This window comes from Pseudomonas extremaustralis (assembly GCF_900102035.1).
In the GTDB taxonomy this organism is placed as follows: domain Bacteria; phylum Pseudomonadota; class Gammaproteobacteria; order Pseudomonadales; family Pseudomonadaceae; genus Aquipseudomonas; species Aquipseudomonas extremaustralis.
On the sequence record NZ_LT629689.1, the window covers coordinates 2,763,894 to 2,784,718 of the forward strand.

Annotated in this window: 20 protein-coding genes; 3 read left to right on the forward strand and 17 right to left on the reverse strand. The window is 53.5% G+C overall.

What is annotated here, in order from left to right; genetic code table 11:
* Positions 1–204: 204 nt before the first annotated feature.
* From BLR63_RS12605 to BLR63_RS12625, 5 genes are all read right to left on the reverse strand, one after another.
* Positions 205–684 (reverse strand): hypothetical protein, encoded by a 480-nt coding sequence (locus BLR63_RS12605; RefSeq protein WP_231998167.1) that lies wholly within the window; start codon positions 682–684, stop codon positions 205–207.
* A gap of 414 nt (positions 685–1,098) precedes the next feature.
* Entirely contained in the window at positions 1,099–1,287 is a 189-nt protein-coding gene (locus tag BLR63_RS12610) for a hypothetical protein (protein ID WP_010565124.1), read from the reverse strand.
* A gap of 119 nt (positions 1,288–1,406) precedes the next feature.
* A complete protein-coding gene (locus BLR63_RS12615) occupies positions 1,407–1,796 on the reverse strand; it encodes a hypothetical protein (RefSeq protein ID WP_010565123.1) in 390 nt (129 codons plus the stop codon).
* Between the two features lie 322 nt (positions 1,797–2,118).
* A complete protein-coding gene (locus tag BLR63_RS12620) occupies positions 2,119–2,511 on the reverse strand; it encodes a DUF6957 family protein (RefSeq protein WP_010565122.1) in 393 nt (130 codons plus the stop codon).
* Positions 2,512–2,880: 369 nt separating this feature from the next.
* Positions 2,881–3,513, reverse strand: coding sequence for an antitoxin Xre/MbcA/ParS toxin-binding domain-containing protein (locus BLR63_RS12625; RefSeq protein WP_016963488.1), 633 nt, complete (start codon positions 3,511–3,513; stop codon positions 2,881–2,883).
* A 227-nt stretch (positions 3,514–3,740) separates the two neighbouring features.
* On the opposite strand from BLR63_RS12625, the gene BLR63_RS12630 reads away from it, so the two are divergent.
* Complete coding sequence (locus tag BLR63_RS12630; protein WP_010565120.1) at positions 3,741–4,289, forward strand: 3'-5' exonuclease; 549 nt, start codon at positions 3,741–3,743, stop codon at positions 4,287–4,289.
* A gap of 28 nt (positions 4,290–4,317) precedes the next feature.
* On the opposite strand, the gene BLR63_RS12635 is transcribed toward BLR63_RS12630, so the two are convergent.
* The 12 genes from BLR63_RS12635 to BLR63_RS12690 form a co-directional block, all read right to left on the reverse strand.
* A complete protein-coding gene (locus BLR63_RS12635) occupies positions 4,318–4,800 on the reverse strand; it encodes a Mov34/MPN/PAD-1 family protein (protein ID WP_010565119.1) in 483 nt (160 codons plus the stop codon).
* A complete protein-coding gene (locus BLR63_RS12640; RefSeq protein ID WP_010565118.1) occupies positions 4,797–6,581 on the reverse strand; it encodes a ThiF family adenylyltransferase in 1,785 nt (594 codons plus the stop codon). Before BLR63_RS12640 ends, BLR63_RS12635 begins: the two co-directional genes overlap by 4 nt.
* Positions 6,565–7,815 carry a nucleotidyltransferase domain-containing protein gene (locus BLR63_RS12645; protein ID WP_010565117.1) on the reverse strand — a complete coding sequence of 417 codons (1,251 nt, stop codon included), beginning with the start codon at positions 7,813–7,815 and terminating at the stop codon, positions 6,565–6,567. Before BLR63_RS12645 ends, BLR63_RS12640 begins: the two co-directional genes overlap by 17 nt.
* Positions 7,816–8,982 (reverse strand): SAVED domain-containing protein, encoded by a 1,167-nt coding sequence (locus BLR63_RS12650; protein ID WP_010565116.1) that lies wholly within the window; start codon positions 8,980–8,982, stop codon positions 7,816–7,818.
* Between the two features lie 356 nt (positions 8,983–9,338).
* Positions 9,339–12,482, reverse strand: a complete 3,144-nt coding sequence (locus BLR63_RS12655) for an efflux RND transporter permease subunit (protein WP_010565115.1) — start codon at positions 12,480–12,482, stop codon at positions 9,339–9,341.
* Positions 12,479–13,963, reverse strand: coding sequence for an efflux RND transporter periplasmic adaptor subunit (locus BLR63_RS12660; protein ID WP_010565114.1), 1,485 nt, complete (start codon positions 13,961–13,963; stop codon positions 12,479–12,481). Before BLR63_RS12660 ends, BLR63_RS12655 begins: the two co-directional genes overlap by 4 nt.
* Positions 13,960–15,216: a TolC family protein gene (locus BLR63_RS12665; protein WP_010565113.1), complete on the reverse strand. Its 1,257-nt coding sequence runs from the start codon at positions 15,214–15,216 to the stop codon at positions 13,960–13,962. Before BLR63_RS12665 ends, BLR63_RS12660 begins: the two co-directional genes overlap by 4 nt.
* Before the next feature lie 99 nt (positions 15,217–15,315).
* Positions 15,316–15,657 carry a hypothetical protein gene (locus BLR63_RS31875; RefSeq protein ID WP_080752870.1) on the reverse strand — a complete coding sequence of 114 codons (342 nt, stop codon included), beginning with the start codon at positions 15,655–15,657 and terminating at the stop codon, positions 15,316–15,318.
* 74 nt (positions 15,658–15,731) lie between these two features.
* The gene (gene copD, locus BLR63_RS12675; RefSeq protein ID WP_010565112.1) at positions 15,732–16,670 is read right to left on the reverse strand and encodes a copper homeostasis membrane protein CopD; all 939 of its coding nucleotides are present in this window, start codon (positions 16,668–16,670) and stop codon (positions 15,732–15,734) included.
* 3 nt (positions 16,671–16,673) lie between these two features.
* Complete coding sequence (gene copC, locus BLR63_RS12680) at positions 16,674–17,057, reverse strand: copper homeostasis periplasmic binding protein CopC (protein WP_010565111.1); 384 nt, start codon at positions 17,055–17,057, stop codon at positions 16,674–16,676.
* Between the two features lie 359 nt (positions 17,058–17,416).
* Entirely contained in the window at positions 17,417–18,805 is a 1,389-nt protein-coding gene (gene copS / locus BLR63_RS12685; RefSeq protein WP_010565110.1) for a copper resistance membrane spanning protein CopS, read from the reverse strand.
* Positions 18,802–19,491: a heavy metal response regulator transcription factor gene (locus tag BLR63_RS12690; protein ID WP_010565109.1), complete on the reverse strand. Its 690-nt coding sequence runs from the start codon at positions 19,489–19,491 to the stop codon at positions 18,802–18,804. The genes copS and BLR63_RS12690 overlap by 4 nt, the downstream gene beginning before the upstream one ends.
* A gap of 205 nt (positions 19,492–19,696) precedes the next feature.
* Here BLR63_RS12690 and BLR63_RS12695 point away from each other — a divergent pair, with 205 nt between their 5' ends.
* Positions 19,697–20,050 (forward strand): co-regulatory protein PtrA N-terminal domain-containing protein, encoded by a 354-nt coding sequence (locus BLR63_RS12695; RefSeq protein WP_010565108.1) that lies wholly within the window; start codon positions 19,697–19,699, stop codon positions 20,048–20,050.
* A gap of 166 nt (positions 20,051–20,216) precedes the next feature.
* On the forward strand, positions 20,217–20,753 hold the full coding sequence (locus tag BLR63_RS12700; protein WP_010565107.1) for a cupredoxin domain-containing protein: 537 nt from the start codon (positions 20,217–20,219) through the stop codon (positions 20,751–20,753).
* The last annotated feature ends 72 nt before the right edge of the window (positions 20,754–20,825 follow it).

Genomic DNA, 20,825 nt, shown 5'->3' on the forward strand with positions numbered 1-20,825 from the left:
CGCATAAATAGCTGCCATATGGCCCGTTTCTGAGGCCCTTGATCGAAATACTCTCCCAGCACTTCGAATATGGCTGATCGTTCTCGGTGGTTTTCTCTTCGCCCTGGTGGCCGTTGGGGCAAGCAAAGTATTCATATGTGCGCATGGTCATAGCCGTGGTTTCCTCTAGCTGGTGATCAGCCTGCGAACATTTCCCGGAACAGTTCAGTAGCTTTGTAGATCTGCGACAGTGATCCCTTGTGCAACCACCTCATTACACGCGACGTCATATCCGTCACTTGGATAAATTAGCCATTCGCATGGCGGGCTGTACCCATCACGACGTTCTTGTTCTTCGAACAGGGTGTACCACCCGTCCTCTGGCGCGAAGACCCAGCCGTTGAGTTCAGTACCATGAAACTGGTCGTGCGTGATATCGATAATCAAACCGTCGACTTCGAACCAGGCATGAGAGGCATTTTGGCTAAGGAGTGGATGTCCCGTAGCACACACATAAACCCCCTCGTACCCCAGAGCTTCCCACAAGATGCGGCCAACGATGTCTGAGGCGATTCCGCATGCTCCGGTCGGAAACTGCTTAAATGCCGATCCAGCTGTATCCGAAAGGGTCTCAAGCCCCCGCCGACATGCTTTCACAACGACATCCAGCTTCACCCGATCAATAGAACCCATTTCGGTGCTCATGCACTTCCTCAGTAACGATCTTCAGGGAAGCGCAAATCGCCCCCCAACTACTGCCTAAACCCCAGTAGACCGGGGCTTGGGGTGCGGTGAGAGACGCTACTTACTTATTCCAAACTGTCCCTCGAACCCCGGAATCCCAAAAGCCGAGGCGCCCATCAATTGCGCGAATCGGGTGCAGGTAAACCAAACCACAGTAGTTGCAACGCTTAGCCCCTCCGTGAGCCGTGATTTCACCGCGAACCGCCTCTGGAAATTCACTTTGAAGCCTTTCCGCTACAATCACCTGGCGATCAGACTGACCGCCACTGCATTTGTCAGGGCAATACCCTGGCGGGTAAAAATTTGCCATGCTTTTTCCTCCTTTTCTTTCACTTCCGTATGTCCGATTGTGGCTCACCTAATAAGAGGCCTACGTCATGCAGGCTTAGCTATTTTCTTCAAATACGAGCGTAGATGCGTGAGTGCCGCACTCTCTGCACTCATGCCATTCAATGTCGTCTGGCGGCATTCACCGTCAGGCAGATACACATACAGCTCCTCACCATGTACCTCGTACTCAGCTGTGCAGTGGACACCATCTTGCTCCAACGAAATCTCATCCATTTTCCGCTCCAGCTCACAAAAAAATGATCATGTAGCACGGAAGCCCTGGGCGCGGTAGCCGCGTTTCCGTGATTACTTGAGCCTAATTTTCAGGCTATCGCCCCGATAGTGTTCAGCGTCTATTTGGCCGTTCGTGGAAACAATTCGTCACATGCGCTCGCCTGATAACGATTCTTCGCATCAAGCAGGCACTCTTCCACAGAGGAATATCCGTAGACCTTCTTTGAAGCCCACGGCCCCACTGCTAGACCAACAGCGAAGGCAATAGCGGCAATCGCTGCTATAGGAACTAAGCCAGTCAGCTTTTTCGCAGGGGCCGAATCTGGCACGCTGCCACTGGGTCGATTTGATCGAAAGGATGCCACTGCTTGCAAATACTCACGGGCAGTCAGCTCCCCTTCATCGTATTTGCGGAAAAGTACAATCTGCTTTGCCAGTTCCGGGGTCAAGGACTTGAGGTCAATAATCGCCAGTTCGTCGGCGCTCAGATCATCCAGTTCATCTGCCATGTTCAAACCCTTCCGACTCCGCCAGAGCGTGCCGTAGCTCAATGAGCTGGGTACGCGCTGAGTCAACAATGGTTTTTTCGAGCTGGTTCATCTGCCGCTGGTTACCAACAACATAGTTTGACACAGCCCATCCAGTAAACCGGGGCCTGTAGCTTGATCCTGGATCCATACAACAGCAACATAGACTGACACAGACACGTCACATTTCAAATACGACGCTCGATTGGTAACAACATAGATTGACACAACAGCAACGGCGTTCATTCATGCCTGAACGCTATGCGAGAGCGACTTGGCACTCACCTGTGTGGGAGTGAGTTTTTCAGCACAGGCTCAGTGCGATGTCTAAATCTGTACGCACCCTTCGACCGGCCCCCATCAGCACATAAACCGTGTTTTTTGTTAGAAACAAGCAGTTGTGGGTGAAAGAAACACCCAGTGTTGTTTTGACCCAATCACCAGGTGCGAAGCGACCTTTACTGTCTTGGATAACGGTCGAAGCGTAAACGAGAGCAGGAATTAGCTCCCTGTCCGTAATGGCTTTCCGCTGACTTGTTGTGACGTCGAGATCCAATATTGCCCAATCAGCAACAAGACAATAGGCACGGGAAGGGAAATGCAGGCGGGCGATCGCTACAGCATCTGGTGTGGTGATTTGGCATCCGTCTATTTTCTCACCATCAGAAAGCACTGAAATATAATCTGCCAAATTCATGACTACCTCCTGCCGATCAAAAAACCCGATTCGAACGAGAAGCATCACTCAGCTTAGCTGCCAGCGGATCATCAGGTTCCGATGCCGACGGATAGCAGCAGGGTGACATCATGGCTGTTTCGTCTTCTCCCTTCATCTCACTGAACGGGATGATTTCTATCGAGCTGTCACCGGATAGAGTGGTTTGCGCCAGTACCCAGCTATGCCATTGCCGTGCGTGTATCTTTCTCAGCGGTAGGTGCCGATGTGGGTGAAACCTAGTGCTTCAATGGATGCCCGTGGATGCCGTATCGGCAAGGCAACCCCGGTATAGGCGCCTGAAATCCATGTTACTCAAGGAGCGGTAGATGCCGTTTGGCTGCGGCTGAATCAAAATGACATGCCCTCCGACACTTGAATCAGCATTTCTTCGACTAGATGTGTGCCAAAGGTTGAAGCGACCATCGACGATGGGCTTTCTCCCAAAAAGCGGGCTTTTGGTTTGGAAAGCCATTGTTTGGCCTTAACTTTGTCACCGAAGATCACCTCGGCCATGGCGGTAATATGTACAAACCGGAAAAGGCGATCGCTCACAGGCAGGGTTAAGAGCTGATTGGCTGACAGTTTTGTTTTTAGCGTTTTGGGTTGAATGATTCTGTCGCGTTCTTCGTCGCTTAGGGTTCCATCATCACAGAGCACCTTGATCAGGCTGGCCGAGAAGCCAGCTACTATCATGTCGTGAATGTCCAGATCCGAAGCATTGACGGAGATATGAAGAAGCGCCTCCAGACGCGTGCGGTAAGCATGATAGGCATCATGACGCAGGACGCCAGCAAACATGGGCCGCACTGATGCTGCATTGTCCATGGGCGTCAGCACTAATGTGCCATTCGCTACCGTTAGCTCCAGGTCGTCCCCAACACCTAACCCCATTTGGTCAAGCAACTCTGGAGGTAGGTCAATGATGATGTCGCCAGTACCGTCCTCAGTATTCTGGCACTTGACTATCCAACGCTCGCTCATGATTGTCCGCCCCTCATCCGCGATTAGAGAATGACACACATCATTATGCTCGGGCGCAGAGCTGACCAAAGGAACGTGCACTCCTCCGGTAGACATGCACTGCCGCTGCTCGAACGCCGGATAGCGAGTGCAACAGCAAAAAATTGGGCAATGGCTTTGCCGCCTTTCCACCGTCACATGGTTACGAGCTTGAGCGTGATCTGGCAACTACACGAAAAGGATATGACATGAACCCTGATGAGCTTTATGTTTCCGTCGACGTCGAGACTTCTGGACCTATACCAGGCGAATACAGTCTGCTTTCCATTGGAGCTTGCCTTGTAGATCAACCTGCCACGTCCATCTATCTTGAACTACGACCTGACAGTCCAAAACACGACCCAGAAGCACTGGCAGTATCGGGGCTGAGTCTGGAGAAGCTGGAGCGCGAAGGACTCACTCCGCAACAGGCGATGCTGACATTTGGTGAATGGCTGAAATCATCCTGCCAAACGGGGCAGAAGGTCATTTTCGTAGGACTCAATGCACCGTTTGACTGGTCATTCGTCAACTACTACTTCCACAAATACTTGGAAACCAACCCCTTTGGTTTTACCGCTATCGACATGAAGGCCTACTTCATGGGAGCTGTAGGTTGCAGCTGGCAGGAAACAAAATCATCCAAGATGACCGCTGCGCTGAAGCCACTCAGCGAACCGAACCATAATGCATTGGATGATGCTCGCTTTCAGGCAGAGCTCTTCGCGCTAATGCTGGCGGGTAAGGGTAACCGCTGACGTGCCTCCCATGGCACCGACTTGAAGCTTATCTAAGCCAGGTTGCCTCAATATATCTGCCGCCCCTGAACGACCAAGCCTTGATGCCTTCTGGTTTTTCGGACTTGCCAACGATAACGGCTATTGGGTGCGGCAGATCCTGCGTGTAACGCGCAGCAAATCTGGAGAAACTTCCTATGTCTGCCGGAGAAATCACCGGAACAGATTGGGGATGCGTATGCCAATAGCCCACCAGACGTAACCCTTGTTCGTTGGCAGCTTGGATCTCCTGACGGCACCGCTCCGCATCCAACTCTAGCCAAGACCAGCCTGACCGATCGGCGCGATGAGGCAACGTGGCCAAGGCCAGCAGCAACCCTTCCGGATTAACCGGGTTGACGAATAACTGTCCCCCTCGCTCCACGCCAAAAAGGCCCTGCCGATGACTATCCAAGATGTCCACGACAGCTTGCGACACCAATAGCTCGGAATCCACCTCCGCCCATCTCCAGCGCCAAGCTATATCCGTCATACCGTTTCGTCCTTATCTTCCGGCCATCCGCGCTCGAGTAGGATTTGCTGCGCTCCCTCTGGCAGTTTGGGACCATGGTATTGGCCTCCTAGGCTCAGAACATCTTCAGGCCTGTAGATACTGCTGACCCAAGATGCAGTGGCGATGTTGCCGGTCAAAGCGCGTAAAGCCACGTGCGACACCATAGAGGCGATATTGGTCATGCCCAGTGAGCCGCCGGGAATAAAGCTTTCCCCACAGGCGGGCAGTGGAACCACACCTCCTCCCGGCCACTCTGTAAATCTATGCAGAAAATCGCCGATATCCGTGAATAAATGACGACCATCAAAAGTGCCGGCTGGTGCGAATAACGCATGGCCTACCTGGGTGTACGGTTCGCTCCAGGCTTGTAAAAGCCCCCAAGTAACGCCGCTGGATTTGGCTCGCCATACAGTGACCTCCGACTGCCAGTCTGCTGTCGTGATCACCACCAGATCTGCGGTATCGAACACTTCTGGTTTGCTGCTAATCACTACTTCGGCAAAAGTCGAATAAGCTGTGCATTCTGTCGTCGGAAGATCTAACAGAATCTTGTCCCTCAACGCTGAGGCTTTCAGTCTACCTAGGCTATCCGCTCCCAGAACGTGCCTCCCCAGATTGGCTGACACCAAAGTGTCAGGATCGATGAGGGTAAGGTGGCCGACACCGGATCGTGCCAATTGTATTGCCACCGCACTGCCTAACGAGCCAACGCCAACACAAACGACTCGAGCATTTTCAAGGTGCTGTGCAGTACCGCTTATATCGCGGGACAGAATGGACGCTCGATCAAGCACGTCCAGGGCAGTTGCTCGGACGAGTGCCGGAGGATGTGCATTTGCGATAGCTGGGCGGCGCCGCGCTGTACGCAAGCCAAACTTTGCCCCCCGCTCCTGCTGTACACCGAGCGAGCGCACATTGAGGCAATATGTTGGAGCATCTGTCCCTCCTGGAAGCTCCAGAACAATCCATCGACTCGCCAACGTTCCATGCTGCTCAAACCATGCCAGCAATTGCTCGGCATCGTCTGGTTGAAGGTGGGGCGTTAGCCACGGCAATAAATTTTCTGGATCCGGGGTGCGGATATCCGGATAAGTCTGAAGCTTGACGTAAAAACCGGGAGTTTCGGCCGCGCGAATGACAGCGGAGCGCCCCACAACCCGTCGGTAATGCCCTTTGAGTGCAGCTATATTCGATGCTAGCCAAACCGTTTCCTGACCGGATGGCACAGCCCGGCGCGGATCGCTGAGAGCAAACAACTGCGAGGCAGCCTGAGGTCGATCCAAAAGTAAAAGGTTCTGATACGACTGTCCGTGCTGAAAAGACCAGTAGGTAGTGATCTCATTCTGAAATTCGATATCGCGCGTTGCCTGGCTTGATCCCATCTTGGACAACGAAACGATCTGGGCCAAGCGAGCAAGGCTGTCCTCTACCACAACCTCCGGGGAGCCCATGATGGGGCGTTCCTGAAAGCCATGAAGGCAAAGCCCCGACTTGGTGGCATGCGGCCAAACCAGCCATGGAGAGGGTTCGACGTTCAGCCGCAAGAGCCCACGGGGAAAGTTGGAGGGGAAACCAATACGCAGGCGCCGCTCCTGCCCCGTGTAATCGATGGGCAAGGGGAAGTGAAAGCACGCCGCTTCGTCAGCCCGCATGGGTGCGGGCTGGAGCAATGCATCGGCAGCATCCTGACCTAGGGTGTTTCGCAGTGCGGCGATTCCGCGCTGCAATGGCGTCTTAATGGGATCAGCCAAGGCGTCCAACTGGCTTTACGCTCGACTGAGAGGTTCCTCCACCGCTGGCACCTCCGAAGAGCGAACCCATCGAAGCAGAGTTTCGAGTAGTGCCATCCGGTCGGCCGGGCATCGTCCAATTCGCAGGGATCTCATTGTTCACTGCCGTGATGAATGCCGGTGCAATACCGAAATTCTTTTTCACTGCCTCGGCAAAGGAATCGTTGGATTCAAAACTTTCCAAACCCAATGATACGGATGCACTGGCGTCCGCATGCCACTTGGTAAATGCTTGACGATAGCCTTGCCCCTCGCCTGGCCGATTCCACTTTTCTGCAAAGTTTTCGCCGTTATCGGCAGGGTTGCAGACAAAGCAATCGTTACCTCTATGCGCGATGTGCTGCGGCATTCTGCGGACAATTTCCAAAATTGCATCGAGCGGAGCCAAAGGCTTCGACTGCGATTCCTTCACGACATCCAGGTATGCGTGAGTGGCCAGGGTGGTGATGACCGCCGATATGGGGCGAGTATCAGCGCTCCTTGTATTGATGGCCCATTCATCGCGATGCCGCTTAAGCAGCTTTATGGTCGCACGCAGGGGATCTTGATCGATGTAGTCCTGATAATGCGGCAAAGGATCTTGTGTCGCGGCATCAAGCATTCGCTGGCTTTTGGCAATCACCAAGCTTTCCAGGGAGATTTCCTGGGCGGATGCGACCTGCAACCAATTCGAGTAAGGAATAGGGCTGCTTGCTTTCCACCCTGTGTCCCGATCCGGAACCTCCAGCTTACCCTCGCCGTTTGCTTCACCATTTCCGTTGATCGCGCGGGCAGGTGTGACATCAATGTGGAAACCTGGATTTTCGTCGGCATAAACGATCCGAATACCACGACGTAGTTGCTTAACTTCTTCCTGAACGCGGGAGCCTTCTCTAAAACGCTGTTCGATCGCCTCTAGAACTTCCTTCGCACCAGCGCCTTGAGCGTGAGGGAGCCAGATAATCGCGTCCGCATCAATGGTGTCCAGATCCGCAGGCGCACCGGTAATTGGCTTAATGGTGGTTTTCAGCCGCATTGAGCCCTGAACGAAGATATGGGCCTCAGCGAGCAACGGATTGTCAGAAGCCGAGAGGATTTTTTCCAATTGGGAGTAGCGGTCATTGATTTTTTCGTACTGCGCTTCCGACAGCGAGATTTCCCGCGCGGCGCGAAGCAGAAAATATTCCCAACTGCTGCGCTTGGTCTGTTCGTTGCTCAAAAGCATTTACATAGCCTCCTGGGCCACCGAGCCCAATTGCAGTGTTTGCGTAAACCGATCGTGGTTTTCTTTGTCCCGATCGAAGATCAGGTACGTATGTTGATGCTGCGTTGTGAGCAACGCGCCAAACTCGATGGCCAGTGCCGCAGGAATGGCGGCGAAGACGTGGATAGGATCAGGAGTCAGAGCCTCAAGCTGGCTCAGTCGTATTTGGAGTGCGTCGCGAAAGGCATGAATCACCCGACGGTTCTGTACCATCGCGTAGCTAGGTTCCGGAATCGACAGCTCTGCAATGCGCGCACCTGGAATGGCGTCAGTCACGTCGCGAATTGGAACTTGCGCAGAAATGGAGAGCACTAGCGCCAGTGGGCCATCACCGTCCGGCGGAGGAGTAAACAGAAACTTGGGCGGCTCAGCGGACTGATCGGGCCAGCGCAGAAGATGCTCGCGGTTAAAAGAGAAGATCAAGCGTTTAGAACGGTCGCCGATGCTCTGACCCAACATCATCAAAGCTGGAATATCGGCCAAGCCCACTACAGCTAGTGCAGGCGCATCGCCATAGGTGCCGCCGCGACGCTTGAGTTGCTGCTCCAGCTCATACTGGACGCTGTCTTTGATATTCTGCCAATAGGTCGCGTCCCTACCTCGCGGTCCGGGCGCAGGGAAAGTGATTTTGATGCCTTGATCGAAGGCCGTTAGTCCTTCAGCAGACATCGCAGTCAACAGATCGCGAACGGGAATGTCGTTGATAGTCTGGAAATGCTGACTCTGGACAATTAGGGGAATGGCTCTGCCACCCTCGGGGGTCGTTGCAGCGATTCGGATGCGTTCTAGGTACGCTTGGTGTAAACCACTCAAATCATTTTCAGGATAACCATCTGCGTCACGATCAATTTTGTCATGACAACCTGGGCACAGGAGCATCAGATTAGCGGTATTGTTTGTGTGCGCCTCAGCATCATGATCCGCGCGTCCCCGAGGGCCTTTGGGACTGGCGGGCAGGATATGCGCCACTTCTCCCCATTTCATTGGCTTGCCGGCACGATAATCGAACGTCAGATCCGTGCCGCACAGTTCACAATGACCAGCGGTCTGGGTCCATACGATCCGCTTCGTCTCATCATTTGTGTTGAAGCGCCCGCTTGCGGGCTTAGCGTCTTCTTGTTCTGCCATTTCGACCTACCCCCGAGAAACATCCATGATTGAAAACGATGATGGCAAGATAAGATCATATTAAGGTCATTTGCCTCGTTTTCAAGAGAGATCTTGAGGGTAACGAATGCTGAGTCGGCATTGAGCATGATGCTTTTTTTGGCTCATCGAAATGGAGTGGTGGCAGCGTTCGTTTTTCTGGCAAGTGCTGGTGGGTAATTGCACTGACCACAGCGTATGTATCGAAATTAGCGAGTTTATGCAAAAGACATAAACTTGCTAATTTCGATACATACCACGCGTAGGACTGATGAAAACGGGCTATGCAGCTCAAACGAGGCTGCAAGCGCAGCCCCTTTCGTATGCATTTTTACGCGTCAGTGCTTGCCAGGCTCAACGGACAAGTGTCGACGACGCATGAGGTGATAGGCCGCCGGGATCACAAACAGCGATAGCAAGGGTGCCGTAACCATACCGCCAATCATCGGGGCGGCAATGCGGCTCATAACCTCGCTACCGGTACCGCTTCCCAAAAGTATAGGTAACAAACCAGCGATAACCACTGCCACGGTCATAGCCTTAGGTCGAACGCGCTGGACAGCGCCTTCACGAATCGCGGCCATCAACCCGCGTTCTGTGTTGTCAACGAGGTCTTGACGCTCGGTCCATGCATTTTTCAGGTAGAGCAGCATGATCACGCCAAATTCGGCAGAAACACCGGCCAAGGCGATAAAGCCGACCCCGGTGGCAACCGACAGGTTGAATCCCAACAGATAGAGAAACCATGCCCCACCAGTCAGTGCGAATGGCAGAGTGGCCATGATCAGCAAGGCCTCATCAAATCGAGAAAACGTTAGGTAGAGCAGCACGAATATGATCAACAGCGTGGCAGGCACCACCAGTTTGAGTCGTGCGTTGGCCCTTTCGAGAAATTCGAACTGTCCTGAGTAGCTCAGGCTCATACCGGGCTGCAACTTAACCTGCTCGCTGACGATCCGTCGAAGATCGGCGACTACTGAGGCAATGTCCCGGCCACGCACGTCGATATACACCCAGCCTGAAGGTCGTGCGTTCTCACTCTTGAGCATAGGCGGACCATCGCTGACCTTGATCTTCGCCACAGTGCCAAGGGTGATCTGACTACCCAAAGGTGTGTAGATCGGCAACTGCTCCAGGGCACCGAGTGAGTCACGCCACTCGCGAGGGTAACGGACGTTGATCGGGAAACGAGCCAGCCCTTCAATCGTCTCCCCGACGTTTTCACCGCCTATTGCGCCGGCCACGATCGACTGCACATCGGCAATATTTAACCCATAGCGGGCCGCAGCGTTACGATCTATATCCACGTCAATATAGCGGCCACCGGTCAGTCGTTCGGCCAACGCTGAACTGACACCTGGCACGTCCTTGGCTACACGTTCGACGGCTTGGGTTACGGCATCGATCTCCGTCAGGTTGGTACCGGCAACTTTCACACCAATCGGGCTTTTGATACCGGTAGCCAGCATGTCAATGCGGTTACGAATCGGCGGTATCCAGATGTTGGTCAAGCCTGGGACACGCACCACTCGGTCCAGCTCCTCCACGAGTTTTTCCTGGGTCATGCCTGGCCGCCATTGCTCGTGCGGCTTGAATTGGATGGTGGTTTCGAACATTTCCAAAGGTGCGGGGTCAGTCGCGGTTTCAGCGCGGCCGGCTTTTCCGAATACGTGTTCGACCTCTGGAACTGTCTTTATCAGACGGTCAGTCTGTTGAAGCAGTTGCGCGGCCTTCTGAGCCGATAATCCCGGCAGAGCTGATGGCATATAGAGCAGGTCCCCTTCGTCCAGCGGGGGAAGAAACTCACCACCCAGACGAGAGATCGGCCACAACGCGCTGACAAAGACCAGCAACGCAACCAGCAGTGTTACTTTGGGTCGACGTAATACGGCGTCCAGAGCGGGCTCGTAGATCCGGATCAGCCAGCGATTTAGCGGATTCTGTTGCTCATTGGGAATTCGTCCACGAATCCAATACCCCATCAGCACCGGTACGAGAGTTACCGACAGTCCAGCCGCTGCGGCCATAGCGTAGGTTTTGGTGAACGCCAATGGACCGAATAGACGTCCTTCCTGAGCCTCCAGCGTGAACACCGGAATGAACGACAGGGTGATGATCAGCAGACAGAAGAACAATGCAGGTCCTACCTCGGCAGCCGCTTCGGTCATCACGTGCCAGTGATGCTCACCCTTGAGTTCCTCCCCTGGGTGGGCCATGTGCCAGGCCTCTACCTTCTTGTGGGCATTCTCGATCATCACCACTGCGGCGTCGACCATGGCGCCGATAGCGATGGCGATCCCGCCCAAGGACATGATGTTGGCATTGATGCCTTGGTAGCGCATGACGATGAAAGCAATCAACACCCCCACTGGAAGGGAGATAATTGCTACCAGGGATGAGCGCAGGTGCCAGAGAAAGATCCCGCAGACCAACGCGACGACGATGAACTCTTCGATCAGCTTGTGGCTGAGGTTTTCCACGGCACGATCAATCAACTTGCTGCGGTCGTAGGTGGTGACGATTTCTACCCCGGCCGGCAAACTGCTTTTCAGCTCGTCGAGTTTGGTTTTGACCGCCGCAATGGTTTCACGAGCATTCTTACCGCTGCGCAGAATCACCACGCCGCCGACAGTCTCACCTTCGCCATCCAGTTCGGTGATGCCTCGACGCATCTCAGGCCCCAACTGAATCGTGGCAACATCGCCCAGGGTGACCGGCACACCGCCGGTGCCCAGTTTGAGTGGGATAGCGCGAAAGTCATTGAGCGTCTTCAGGTAGCCGGAAGCTCGTACGATGAACTCTGTCTCCGCCATTTCCAGCACGGCCCCACCGGTTTCCTGATTGGCCTTGCCGATCGCCTCGGTCACCTCAGACTGCGTGATACCCAAGTTCGCCAACTTAAGCGGATCGAGTTGGACCTGGTACTGTTTGACCATGCCACCCACGGTGGCCACTTCCGCAACGTTCGGCAGTGTCTTGAGCTCGAACTTGAGAAACCAATCCTGTAGGGCTCGCAGTTGCGCCAGATCGTGCCCACCACTGCGATCAACCAGCGCGTACTGAAAAATCCAGCCAACCCCTGTGGCATCAGGTCCTAAGGCGGGCTTGGCACTGGCCGGAAGGCGACTCTGTATCTGGCTCAGGTATTCCAACACCCGCGAGCGGGCCCAGTACAAGTCAGTTCCGTCTTCGAACAGCACGTAAACGAAGCTGTCGCCAAAGAAGGAATAACCGCGCACAGTCTTGGCCCCAGGCACTGAGAGCATGGTGGTTGCCAATGGATAGGTCACCTGGTTCTCGACGATCTGTGGGGCTTGGCCTGGATAAGGTGTACGGATAATTACCTGAACATCCGACAGGTCTGGCAATGCATCGATGGGCGTACTTTGAACCGCCCAGATACCCCATGCCGTGACGAACAGCGTCGCCAGCAACACAAGAAAGCGGTTGGCCACCGACCAGCGAATAAGGGCCGCAATCATGGCTGGCTCCCAGAGCGTTCCAGACGCTCAACGCGCAGACCATCATCCGTCTGGCTGACAGCAATCCGAACCTTGTCGCCCGTTTTTAGGCCCTTCATCAGAGCTGGAGTGGCGAGAGGGAAAGTCATCGTCATGCCTGGCATACCCAATGTCTTGAAGGGACCGTGGGCGAGCGTGACTTCTTTGTCGTTGATCTCAACGATCTGACCATCGGCCTCATGCAAAGCTCCGACGGTTACAGTAGATGGCGAAACGTCCAATGAGCTTGCGACAACGCCCTTGAGACTGGCCTCCGAGTCGAGCAGGAACTGGCCAGAGGTCACCACTTTCTGCCCCTCTTCCAAGCCTTTCAATATAGCCGTCTTGCCATCGTTATCCTGTCCTAACTGCACCTCCACCGGGCGATATCGACCAGCGTCTTCAGAGAGCATCACCAACGCACGTCGACCGGTACGAATGACGGCCTCGCTCGGCACCCACAAAACACTTTGCTCCGTCGAACGGTTGAGGCTTACCTGTGCGGTCAAACCTGGTCTAAGTCGACCATCCGGATTGGGTAACTCGACTCGAACGCGAAGTGTGCGACTGTCCGAACTGGTTTCCGGAAGAATCGCACTTACGACGCCCTTGAGCACAACTCCAGGGAACGCGGACAAACGCGCTTCGGCTGCTTGCCCTATGACGATTGACCCAGCTTCCGACTCTGGTACAGCCACGGCCAGCCAGACACTGCTCAAACCATTAACACGAGCCAGCGTCTCGCCTGCGGCCACCGTCATACCTTCACGCACACTCAGTTCTTGAAGCACACCACCAATAGGGGTGGTCAGAGTCAGGTTCGGCTGAACCTTGCCACTGCGCTCAACTTGAGCAATTAACGAAGTTGGCATTCCGGTTAGCCGCAATCGCTGCCGGGCCGCTGTAAGCAAGCCAGCATCGCCACTACGCTTGAGGGCGAGAAATTCCTCCTGAGCAGCTGCCCAATCCGGAACCAACATATCTGCCAAGGCGGCATTCGCTTTCAGCACATCACCAGGTGCATGGGCATACACGCGCTCGACAAAACCCGCCGTACGGGCCTGAATGACTGCAACGTCCCGTTCGTTGAAGGCCAGCACACCTACCACGTTCAGTGTCGAGGCAAATAAGCCTCGACTGACACTTGCCAATCGCATACCAAGGTTCTGAGTCAGGCTTGGATCAATTCGAATGGCAGCGCTGTCCCCCTTGGTATCTGCGTATTGAGGGATCATCTGCATGTCCATGAAGGGTGACTTACCCGGTTTATCGAATTTCTGTTGTGGGTACATTGGGTCATACCAATACAGAACTTTTCGATCAGCAGAGGCTTTGGGTTCCTGATCCTGCACAACACCAGCTACTCCGCTCATTCGCGGTTGAGCTAACCAGTAACCACCGGCAACACCCAAGGCAATCGAGATGCCGACGACTAAAGTCCCTTTCCATACTTTAAAAATCATTGAGCGGACTCCCCGTAGGAGAAATACAGGCGAGCGCTGGTAAGAGCACGTTGCTCTTCAACGTCAATCTGCTTGAGACGGGCTTCGATGAGTTCGCGTCGGGCGGCCACAACCGATTTCAAATCACCCTTGCCGGAGCGGTAGCTGGCCATGGTGAGTTCGACCTTTTCTTTAGCCAGCGGCAACAAGCTTTCCTGATTACGGTTGACTGAACGATTGAGGCGCTCGTAGTCGGCCAGTTCATCCTCTAGTTGCTGGGTATGCTCGCGTGACAGGGCTTCGCGCTCAGCCTCAAGCTGGTTTAGTTCGGCGTGCTTGGCCGCAATCTTGGGGTTTTGCCGAGAGTCAGGAAACAGCGGGAGATCCCATGAAAACTGCACGCTGACCATATCACCGAACTGTTGGCCGCGATGCTGATAGTCGAATTCCCAGCTCCAGTCAGATTGCTTTTCCGCCTTAGCTTCACGAATCTTGGCTTGTGCTTCTCGGGTCATCGGCACAAAAGCAGCTAGTTCGGGGTGATGTTGCAGCTTATGGGAGTAACCAGAGGTTTCGATGGGCCAATCAGGCAAGCTGCCCACCGGTTTGTCATTGGCGGCAGGGCCAATCCAGCGCTTGAGGGCAGCCCGGGCCTGCGCACGTTGGCGAACTAAATCATCCTGCAGCTCGGCCAGTTGAGCAGCTTCCTGTTTAGGTGTGACCGCATCGGCGGGTTGAGCGCGGCCACCCGCAATCTGTGACCGGACGGTATCGCTTAGAAGACGGTTTTCTTTATAGAAGTCCTGGAACATCACATCTTTACGCTCAACCGAGTAGCTACTGATCCAGGCCAGTGCCGTGGACTGTCGGACGTTCAGACGCGCCACTCGACGCTCGGCGGACGCTCTATCAACAGCCGCATCCGCGACCTCGATACGTGCTTTGCGCTTGTCGCTGTTAGGCATCTCCTGCCTGATCCCGACCACTTGCATGGTCATGAAGTCCTGGTCGATGCTCCATCTGTCCGGACCACCAATGGGGTAGTTCTGGACGCCCAGCAGTAGCTTGGGATCTGGTAGTTCGCCAGCGGGAATGGCCGCGCTGGTGGCTGCTTGAATTTTGGCGTCTTGTGCGGTCAACGACGGTGCATTGTTTTCGGCCAGCCGCAAAGCTTCATCGAGTGTCAATACGCCAGCGAGGCACGGCAATGCCAGTACGCTTGCCGCCAGGCCGGCCACAAGGGACCAACCTGTGCAATAGCACTTGAAGTTCATGTTCACGATTCCTGTGATGATCCACCGCGCGCTTCATAAGACATGCGCGCAGATATGCCATCCCGCTAAAGCGGAATGAGGCTCAGTGTGGTACAGGAATCAAGTACGGGGCGGTCGCCATACCCCTGAAGGGGTTTGTACGAGTGGGAAATGGCTGGAGAAGGGCAGAACGAGAGGACTGGACAAGGTGATAGGAGGCTTGATGATCGAGACTTGCAGCATACCGCCAGTTTTGCATTCCTGGCCCGGCTTACAGGGTTTTCCATGCTCGGTGGGACTTTTCATGTCGTGGCAGCAGTCTTGCCCCATACCATCCATCATCGCCATGCCCATGGTTTTCATCGGGCATGGTTCAGTCGATGCCTGAACACCCGCCATCCCGCTGAGGGGAAGCGCCAAGCTAATCAGGAAAATTAGGCAAAACCGCAGGTAGCGTTTCATGAGCTGGAGTGTAGACGGTGCAAATGGCCCTTACAATTCACCCTTGAGACTCCTTTGTCGGCTATCACCAACCGCTATGCGGCGCTCATTTCCATTACTGGGCTTAAAGTACCTAACCATGCTATGAGACAAATAATGATGACTGCCATTGAAAATTCGAGCTTCATGCTACGGCGCAAGGCATTGACCGCGACAGCATAGTCTCCATTTCGAACAGAACGTTCCAAGAGCGGGCTTAGGTGAAAACGGTTGAGCGTCGCTAATACGATCATCCCGGCAAAGAGCAGGACCTTCAAAAATAGCAACTCGCCATAAGTGCTGAGCATCACCTCATCGAGATTTGGCCCAACGATAAATAGGTAGTTCGCCACTCCCGTAATGCTGATGATCACTACAATCACCGCGCCGGCCGATTCAAACCCTGTCAGTACCCGAGCAAGAATTCGTGCTTCTCGCTCACCTTTCAGTGATTTCAAACGCAGCAGCAGGGCAAATGCCGCTAGCGCACCCAACCAACCGCCTGCGGCCAAAAGATGGAAGATGTCGCTAATAAAGTGCCAGTAGCGACGGCTTCCCTCGTCCATTGCTCCGTGCCCCGTCCATGCCAGCGTCGCTAGCGCAATCGCGCCACAGACAGTGACAATCCAAAGACTCAGTGTTGGAAAGCGCTTGTTCAGGGAAACGCCAATAATTGCCGTCACCAACGCCCCTATTCGGACCATCCAGGTCAAACCGACGTCAGTCCCCATGAGAACCATTTGAAAAATATGGTGATGTAGCTCCATAAAGCCCGATACGCCACTCATTGCTTTCGCAAGCAACAGCATGGCTGCAAGGGACAGAGCTACACCTACAACAGATGTACCGTAAAGAAGCGACTCAAAATTCAAAACCGCTCCCGATACTCTTTCTTTACCCCTCAGGCTATAAAGACCGAAAATTGCCAGTCCAAATAAGAGCATAAGATCGAAATAAAGGGCAAAGCGAACAGCGATATTTATTGAGTCGCTCATGAATCATTTCACTTTGAAGGAAAAGTTACCGGTAATCGGGTGAGTGTCCGAGGAGACGGCACGCCATTCGACTTTATAAGTACCCGTGGTCAATGGCGATGCGGGCGTGATAACCATCGTCTTCGGATCACTGCCACCTGCAACGCCGGCTTTTACGCCCATAGGAGAGTTCGGCATGCCAGGCATATCGGTCATGATCAGTTTGGCACCAGAGAACTGAGTCGTTAGATTCTCAGAAAAGTGCAGTTCAATTTTAGAAGGAGCCGCCGCATCCGACCCTTCAGCGGGAGTAGAAGAAACCAGCTTTGGATGCGCCTGAGCAACTGCACTCAGAAGCAAACCCGCAGTCAGCGCAACAGCTACGGTGGTAGTTTTAAGGAATGACATGCAAGACTCCTCACAGCAAGAGCTGTTGGTTCTAGGTTTTTTAGGGAATATCTAGTTTTTACTTTTTGACGCTTGTTAAAGCCACTGGCGAATACCTAGCAGATTCCGTGTCCTAGGGCGGGCTGGACAGGAAGAAATCACAAGAACTCTAACGTCACAGTGCGAGTACACGATGCCACATGAACGCAAACTATTCGATTACATTTCAGTCAGCTTGAGGTGGGATTTTGGACACTGATAAGCGCGTATACAGGGCCGAATACGTGACTCCCTTTGCGACGCGCCAAGAGGTTTCCGTCATCCACGAACGTTCCCTTTGAGCTAACCACATGCTGCTATATATATATGAGCAACGGGCCTTACGCCTTTTTTTCATCCGCACAAGGGAGTTCAATATGAAAGGCTGTTTTTCCGCTTGATGACGTACACCAAATCTTGCCGTCATGCGCTTCTATGATTGATCGAGTGATCGACAAACCTAGCCCTGCATTGCTTGGGCTCCCTTCTCTGCGAGCCGGGTCCACGCGATAAAAACGATCGAACAACTTTTCAAGATGCTCAGGCGCGATTGGCTTTCCAGGGTTCTCCACGGAGACCGATATTGAAGTTCCTTTCTGCCGGATATCGACACTAATACACTCCCCTTCGGGGGTGTACCGGAGTGCATTTGAGAGCAGATTAGAGATGGCCCTGTCGAGCATAAGGACGTCACCTCGGACGCTCCCCCTCCCTGTGACTTTGAGGTCGATCCCTCGCTCATCAGCAAGCAAGCGGTAGTATTCGAGTAATTTCTCTACTACCGCTACCAGGTCTATCGGTTTGTTTTCATGTGTAATCAGACCGTTGTCTGATTTCGCCAGAAAAAGCATGTCATCAATCATCCGGCCCATACGTTTTAAATCATCAAGATTTGAGTACAGATTATCTTCGTAGTCCTCAATATTCCTTTTTCTAGATAAAACCACTTCAGTGTGAGTCATCAAATTACTGACCGGCGTTCGTAATTCGTGAGCAATGTCCGCAGAGAAGTTCGATAAACGAACAAACGCATCGTCCAATCTGGATAACATTGCGTTGAACGACAACACCATCTGCTGGAGCTCTTTAGGAACGGGACCTAACGGAATACGCTCTTTGAGTGATTTAGCTGACATTGAAGCCGCGACCTGAGTAACTAGGCGGATAGGCCGTAGGCCACTACTCGCGACCATCCAGCCCAGTGCAGCACTGACCAGCGCGCTGATCACCAGCCCTATCCAAAACCAGCGTTCAAGCGTCTCGAAGAAAGCCATATGTTGAGTAACATCAAAGATCAACATCACGGTCAATGGCTTGTCTTGCCCTGTCACAATGGCTTGTGCCGTCACTCCTCGAAATACCTGCTCCTCATCTCGCCACTCCCAGACATTGCTGTTTGTGATTGTTCGGTAGTCTTCCGGCACTACGATCGGACCAGGATCAGCAAACAGGAGCTTGCCGTCACCATCGATGATAAGTGCTGTCAAATCACGATGAGCACCAAGCAGCGCCTCCAGCTCGGGCTTAACATCACTGAACTGATCAATGCTATTCAACCCAGTCAAAATTCTTTGCGTCGAGTGAAGCTTTTCGTTCAGCGCCTGCTGATCCAGCATCTTGAAGTGATGCCGGCTAAGGTTGTTAAAACTGAGTCCGGCGACGGTGAGCACAGCTGTTACAGCAAGCATGAACATCAGGCTCATGCGGGTAGTCAGTGACATTCGCTTCATTCCGACCCCGAGTCCGGTGCGTCCAACATGTAACCCATCCCCCGAGAGGTGTGGATCAGCTTGACCTCAAAATCATCATCAATCTTCGCTCTGAGCCTCCTGACCGCGACCTCGATGACGTTGGTATCGCTGTCGAAGTTCATATCCCAAACTTGGGAAGCAATAAGTGACTTGGGGAGAACCTCGCCTCGACGACGGAGCAGCAATTCGAGTAACGCAAACTCTTTGGCTGTGAGATCTATACGTTTGCCTCCACGGACAACCCTGCGCTTGAGCAGGTCAACCTCAAGATCCGCCAATTTCATGTGGGTTTGGGAGGGGGCTGTGCTCCCTCTTCGCAGCAGCGTTCTGACGCGGGCCAGCAATTCAGAAAATGCGAAGGGTTTTATAAGGTAATCGTCTGCCCCCAGCTCAAGTCCTTTGACGCGATCCTCAACGCGGTCTCGCGCCGTGAGAAAAAGCACGGGGACATTTTTTCCGGATGCTCGCACCTTCTGAAGTACTTCCCATCCGTCCAGCCCAGGCATCATCACATCGAGAATCAGCAGGTCATACGCCTCGCTCAAAGCGTGCTGAAGCGCGTCTTGGCCATTGGTAAAGCGATCAACATTGAACCCCGCCTCAGTGAGTCCTTGCTGCAAATAGATACCTATTTTGGGTTCGTCTTCCGCAACCAGAAGTCTCATGGGGGTGGCTCTCAAATAATTGTGAGGCTGAGTCTGCAACGAAATGCTTCTGCCAACCAGCAACTGACAGAAAAGTAATATTGGCTTCAGGTAGTTGTCAGCGAGCGCTGTCTAGGGTTCAAACATGAGTACTTCTTGGTGCTCGACCGACTCTTCAGCATGAAACCTAAGGGAGCCGGAAAATAAATCCATAAGGAGCTGTCCTATGAATCGCCTAAAAGTCCTTTTCTTTGTGAGCTCGATACTCGTCTCGGCTTCTGCGTTGGCTGAAGGTGGCGCAGACCGGATCGCGGAGCGTATGGAGAGCCTGCGCGACAAAGCAGAAGCAACCTTGGTACAAGCTGAAAAAGCCCCTGAAGGACAGCGCCATGTACACATGGCCGAGCATATGAAAATGCTGGGCGAAATCATGAGCCAGCTCCATCAAGATCACCCAAACGCATCAATGTCACCTCAGCAGCACCTCGCCTGGATGGAAAAACACGATGCTATGGTTGATGACGTTTTGAGCCAAATGCAGCGCGAGCACAAACTGATGCTTTCTGAAAACCATCAGTGACCAACCAGGTCTCATTGGTTTTTTGAACCGGTCCTCTAAACACGGCGTCATTCGGGCGCCGCGTTTTCTTTTGAAAACTTACAGAAATGTAGTGTTCAGGTCAGTTAAGTGGCAGCTCCGCCCCTTTAGCATAGCCAGTGATTCGCTCTTAACCCACGAGGTCACCATGAAAAATAAGCTTATTACCCCAGTTATTGCGGCAATCACCCTACTCTTCGGTGCTACAGCGATGGCCAGCGCAGGTCATGGGAAAGAGGATATTGGCCAGCCTGGAGTCGCCTCTGAGGTTACTCGCACGGTTGATGTGGAGATGGGTGATATTTTCTTCAAAACTAAAAACATCGACGTAAAGCCCGGTGAAACAGTTCGCTTTGTACTTCACAACAAAGGGGCGCTGCTGCACGAGTTCAATATCGGTCAGGCCGCTGCTCATGCGGCGCACCAAAAAGAAATGGCGAGCATGTTCCAGAATGGAACGCTTACACCCATCGGTGCTGGGAAGATGACGGGCAACATGGGCCACAGCATGGGAGGGATGAAGATGGTCGGAATGGAACATAACGACCCGAACAGCGTGCTGGTCGAGCCAGGAGCAACCAAGGAGTTGATCTGGACCTTCAACAACAGCGCCGGACTTCAATTTGCCTGCAACGTGCCAGGTCATTACCAGTCGGGGATGGTCGGTCAATTTGACTTGAAGTAAGCCTGAGCTGACAGCTAAAACCGCGTCGACGCGAGAGTTGACTACGCTCTGAGGCAGAGATCAGAGCAACTC

Coding starts and splice junctions, on each gene's coding strand:
- BLR63_RS12605 (WP_231998167.1), bottom strand. CDS start 684: ATGAGCACCGAAATGGGTTCTATTGATCGGGTGAAGCTGGATGTCGTT.
- BLR63_RS12610 (WP_010565124.1), bottom strand. CDS start 1,287: ATGGATGAGATTTCGTTGGAGCAAGATGGTGTCCACTGCACAGCTGAG.
- BLR63_RS12615 (WP_010565123.1), bottom strand. CDS start 1,796: ATGGCAGATGAACTGGATGATCTGAGCGCCGACGAACTGGCGATTATT.
- BLR63_RS12620 (WP_010565122.1), bottom strand. CDS start 2,511: ATGAATTTGGCAGATTATATTTCAGTGCTTTCTGATGGTGAGAAAATA.
- BLR63_RS12625 (WP_016963488.1), bottom strand. CDS start 3,513: ATGAGCGAGCGTTGGATAGTCAAGTGCCAGAATACTGAGGACGGTACT.
- BLR63_RS12630 (WP_010565120.1), top strand. CDS start 3,741: ATGAACCCTGATGAGCTTTATGTTTCCGTCGACGTCGAGACTTCTGGA.
- BLR63_RS12635 (WP_010565119.1), bottom strand. CDS start 4,800: ATGACGGATATAGCTTGGCGCTGGAGATGGGCGGAGGTGGATTCCGAG.
- BLR63_RS12645 (WP_010565117.1), bottom strand. CDS start 7,815: ATGCTTTTGAGCAACGAACAGACCAAGCGCAGCAGTTGGGAATATTTT.
- BLR63_RS12650 (WP_010565116.1), bottom strand. CDS start 8,982: ATGGCAGAACAAGAAGACGCTAAGCCCGCAAGCGGGCGCTTCAACACA.
- BLR63_RS12655 (WP_010565115.1), bottom strand. CDS start 12,482: ATGATTGCGGCCCTTATTCGCTGGTCGGTGGCCAACCGCTTTCTTGTG.
- BLR63_RS12660 (WP_010565114.1), bottom strand. CDS start 13,963: ATGATTTTTAAAGTATGGAAAGGGACTTTAGTCGTCGGCATCTCGATT.
- BLR63_RS12665 (WP_010565113.1), bottom strand. CDS start 15,216: ATGAACTTCAAGTGCTATTGCACAGGTTGGTCCCTTGTGGCCGGCCTG.
- BLR63_RS31875 (WP_080752870.1), bottom strand. CDS start 15,657: ATGAAACGCTACCTGCGGTTTTGCCTAATTTTCCTGATTAGCTTGGCG.
- copD (WP_010565112.1), bottom strand. CDS start 16,670: ATGAGCGACTCAATAAATATCGCTGTTCGCTTTGCCCTTTATTTCGAT.
- copC (WP_010565111.1), bottom strand. CDS start 17,057: ATGTCATTCCTTAAAACTACCACCGTAGCTGTTGCGCTGACTGCGGGT.
- copS (WP_010565110.1), bottom strand. CDS start 18,805: ATGAAGCGAATGTCACTGACTACCCGCATGAGCCTGATGTTCATGCTT.
- BLR63_RS12690 (WP_010565109.1), bottom strand. CDS start 19,491: ATGAGACTTCTGGTTGCGGAAGACGAACCCAAAATAGGTATCTATTTG.
- BLR63_RS12695 (WP_010565108.1), top strand. CDS start 19,697: ATGAATCGCCTAAAAGTCCTTTTCTTTGTGAGCTCGATACTCGTCTCG.
- BLR63_RS12700 (WP_010565107.1), top strand. CDS start 20,217: ATGAAAAATAAGCTTATTACCCCAGTTATTGCGGCAATCACCCTACTC.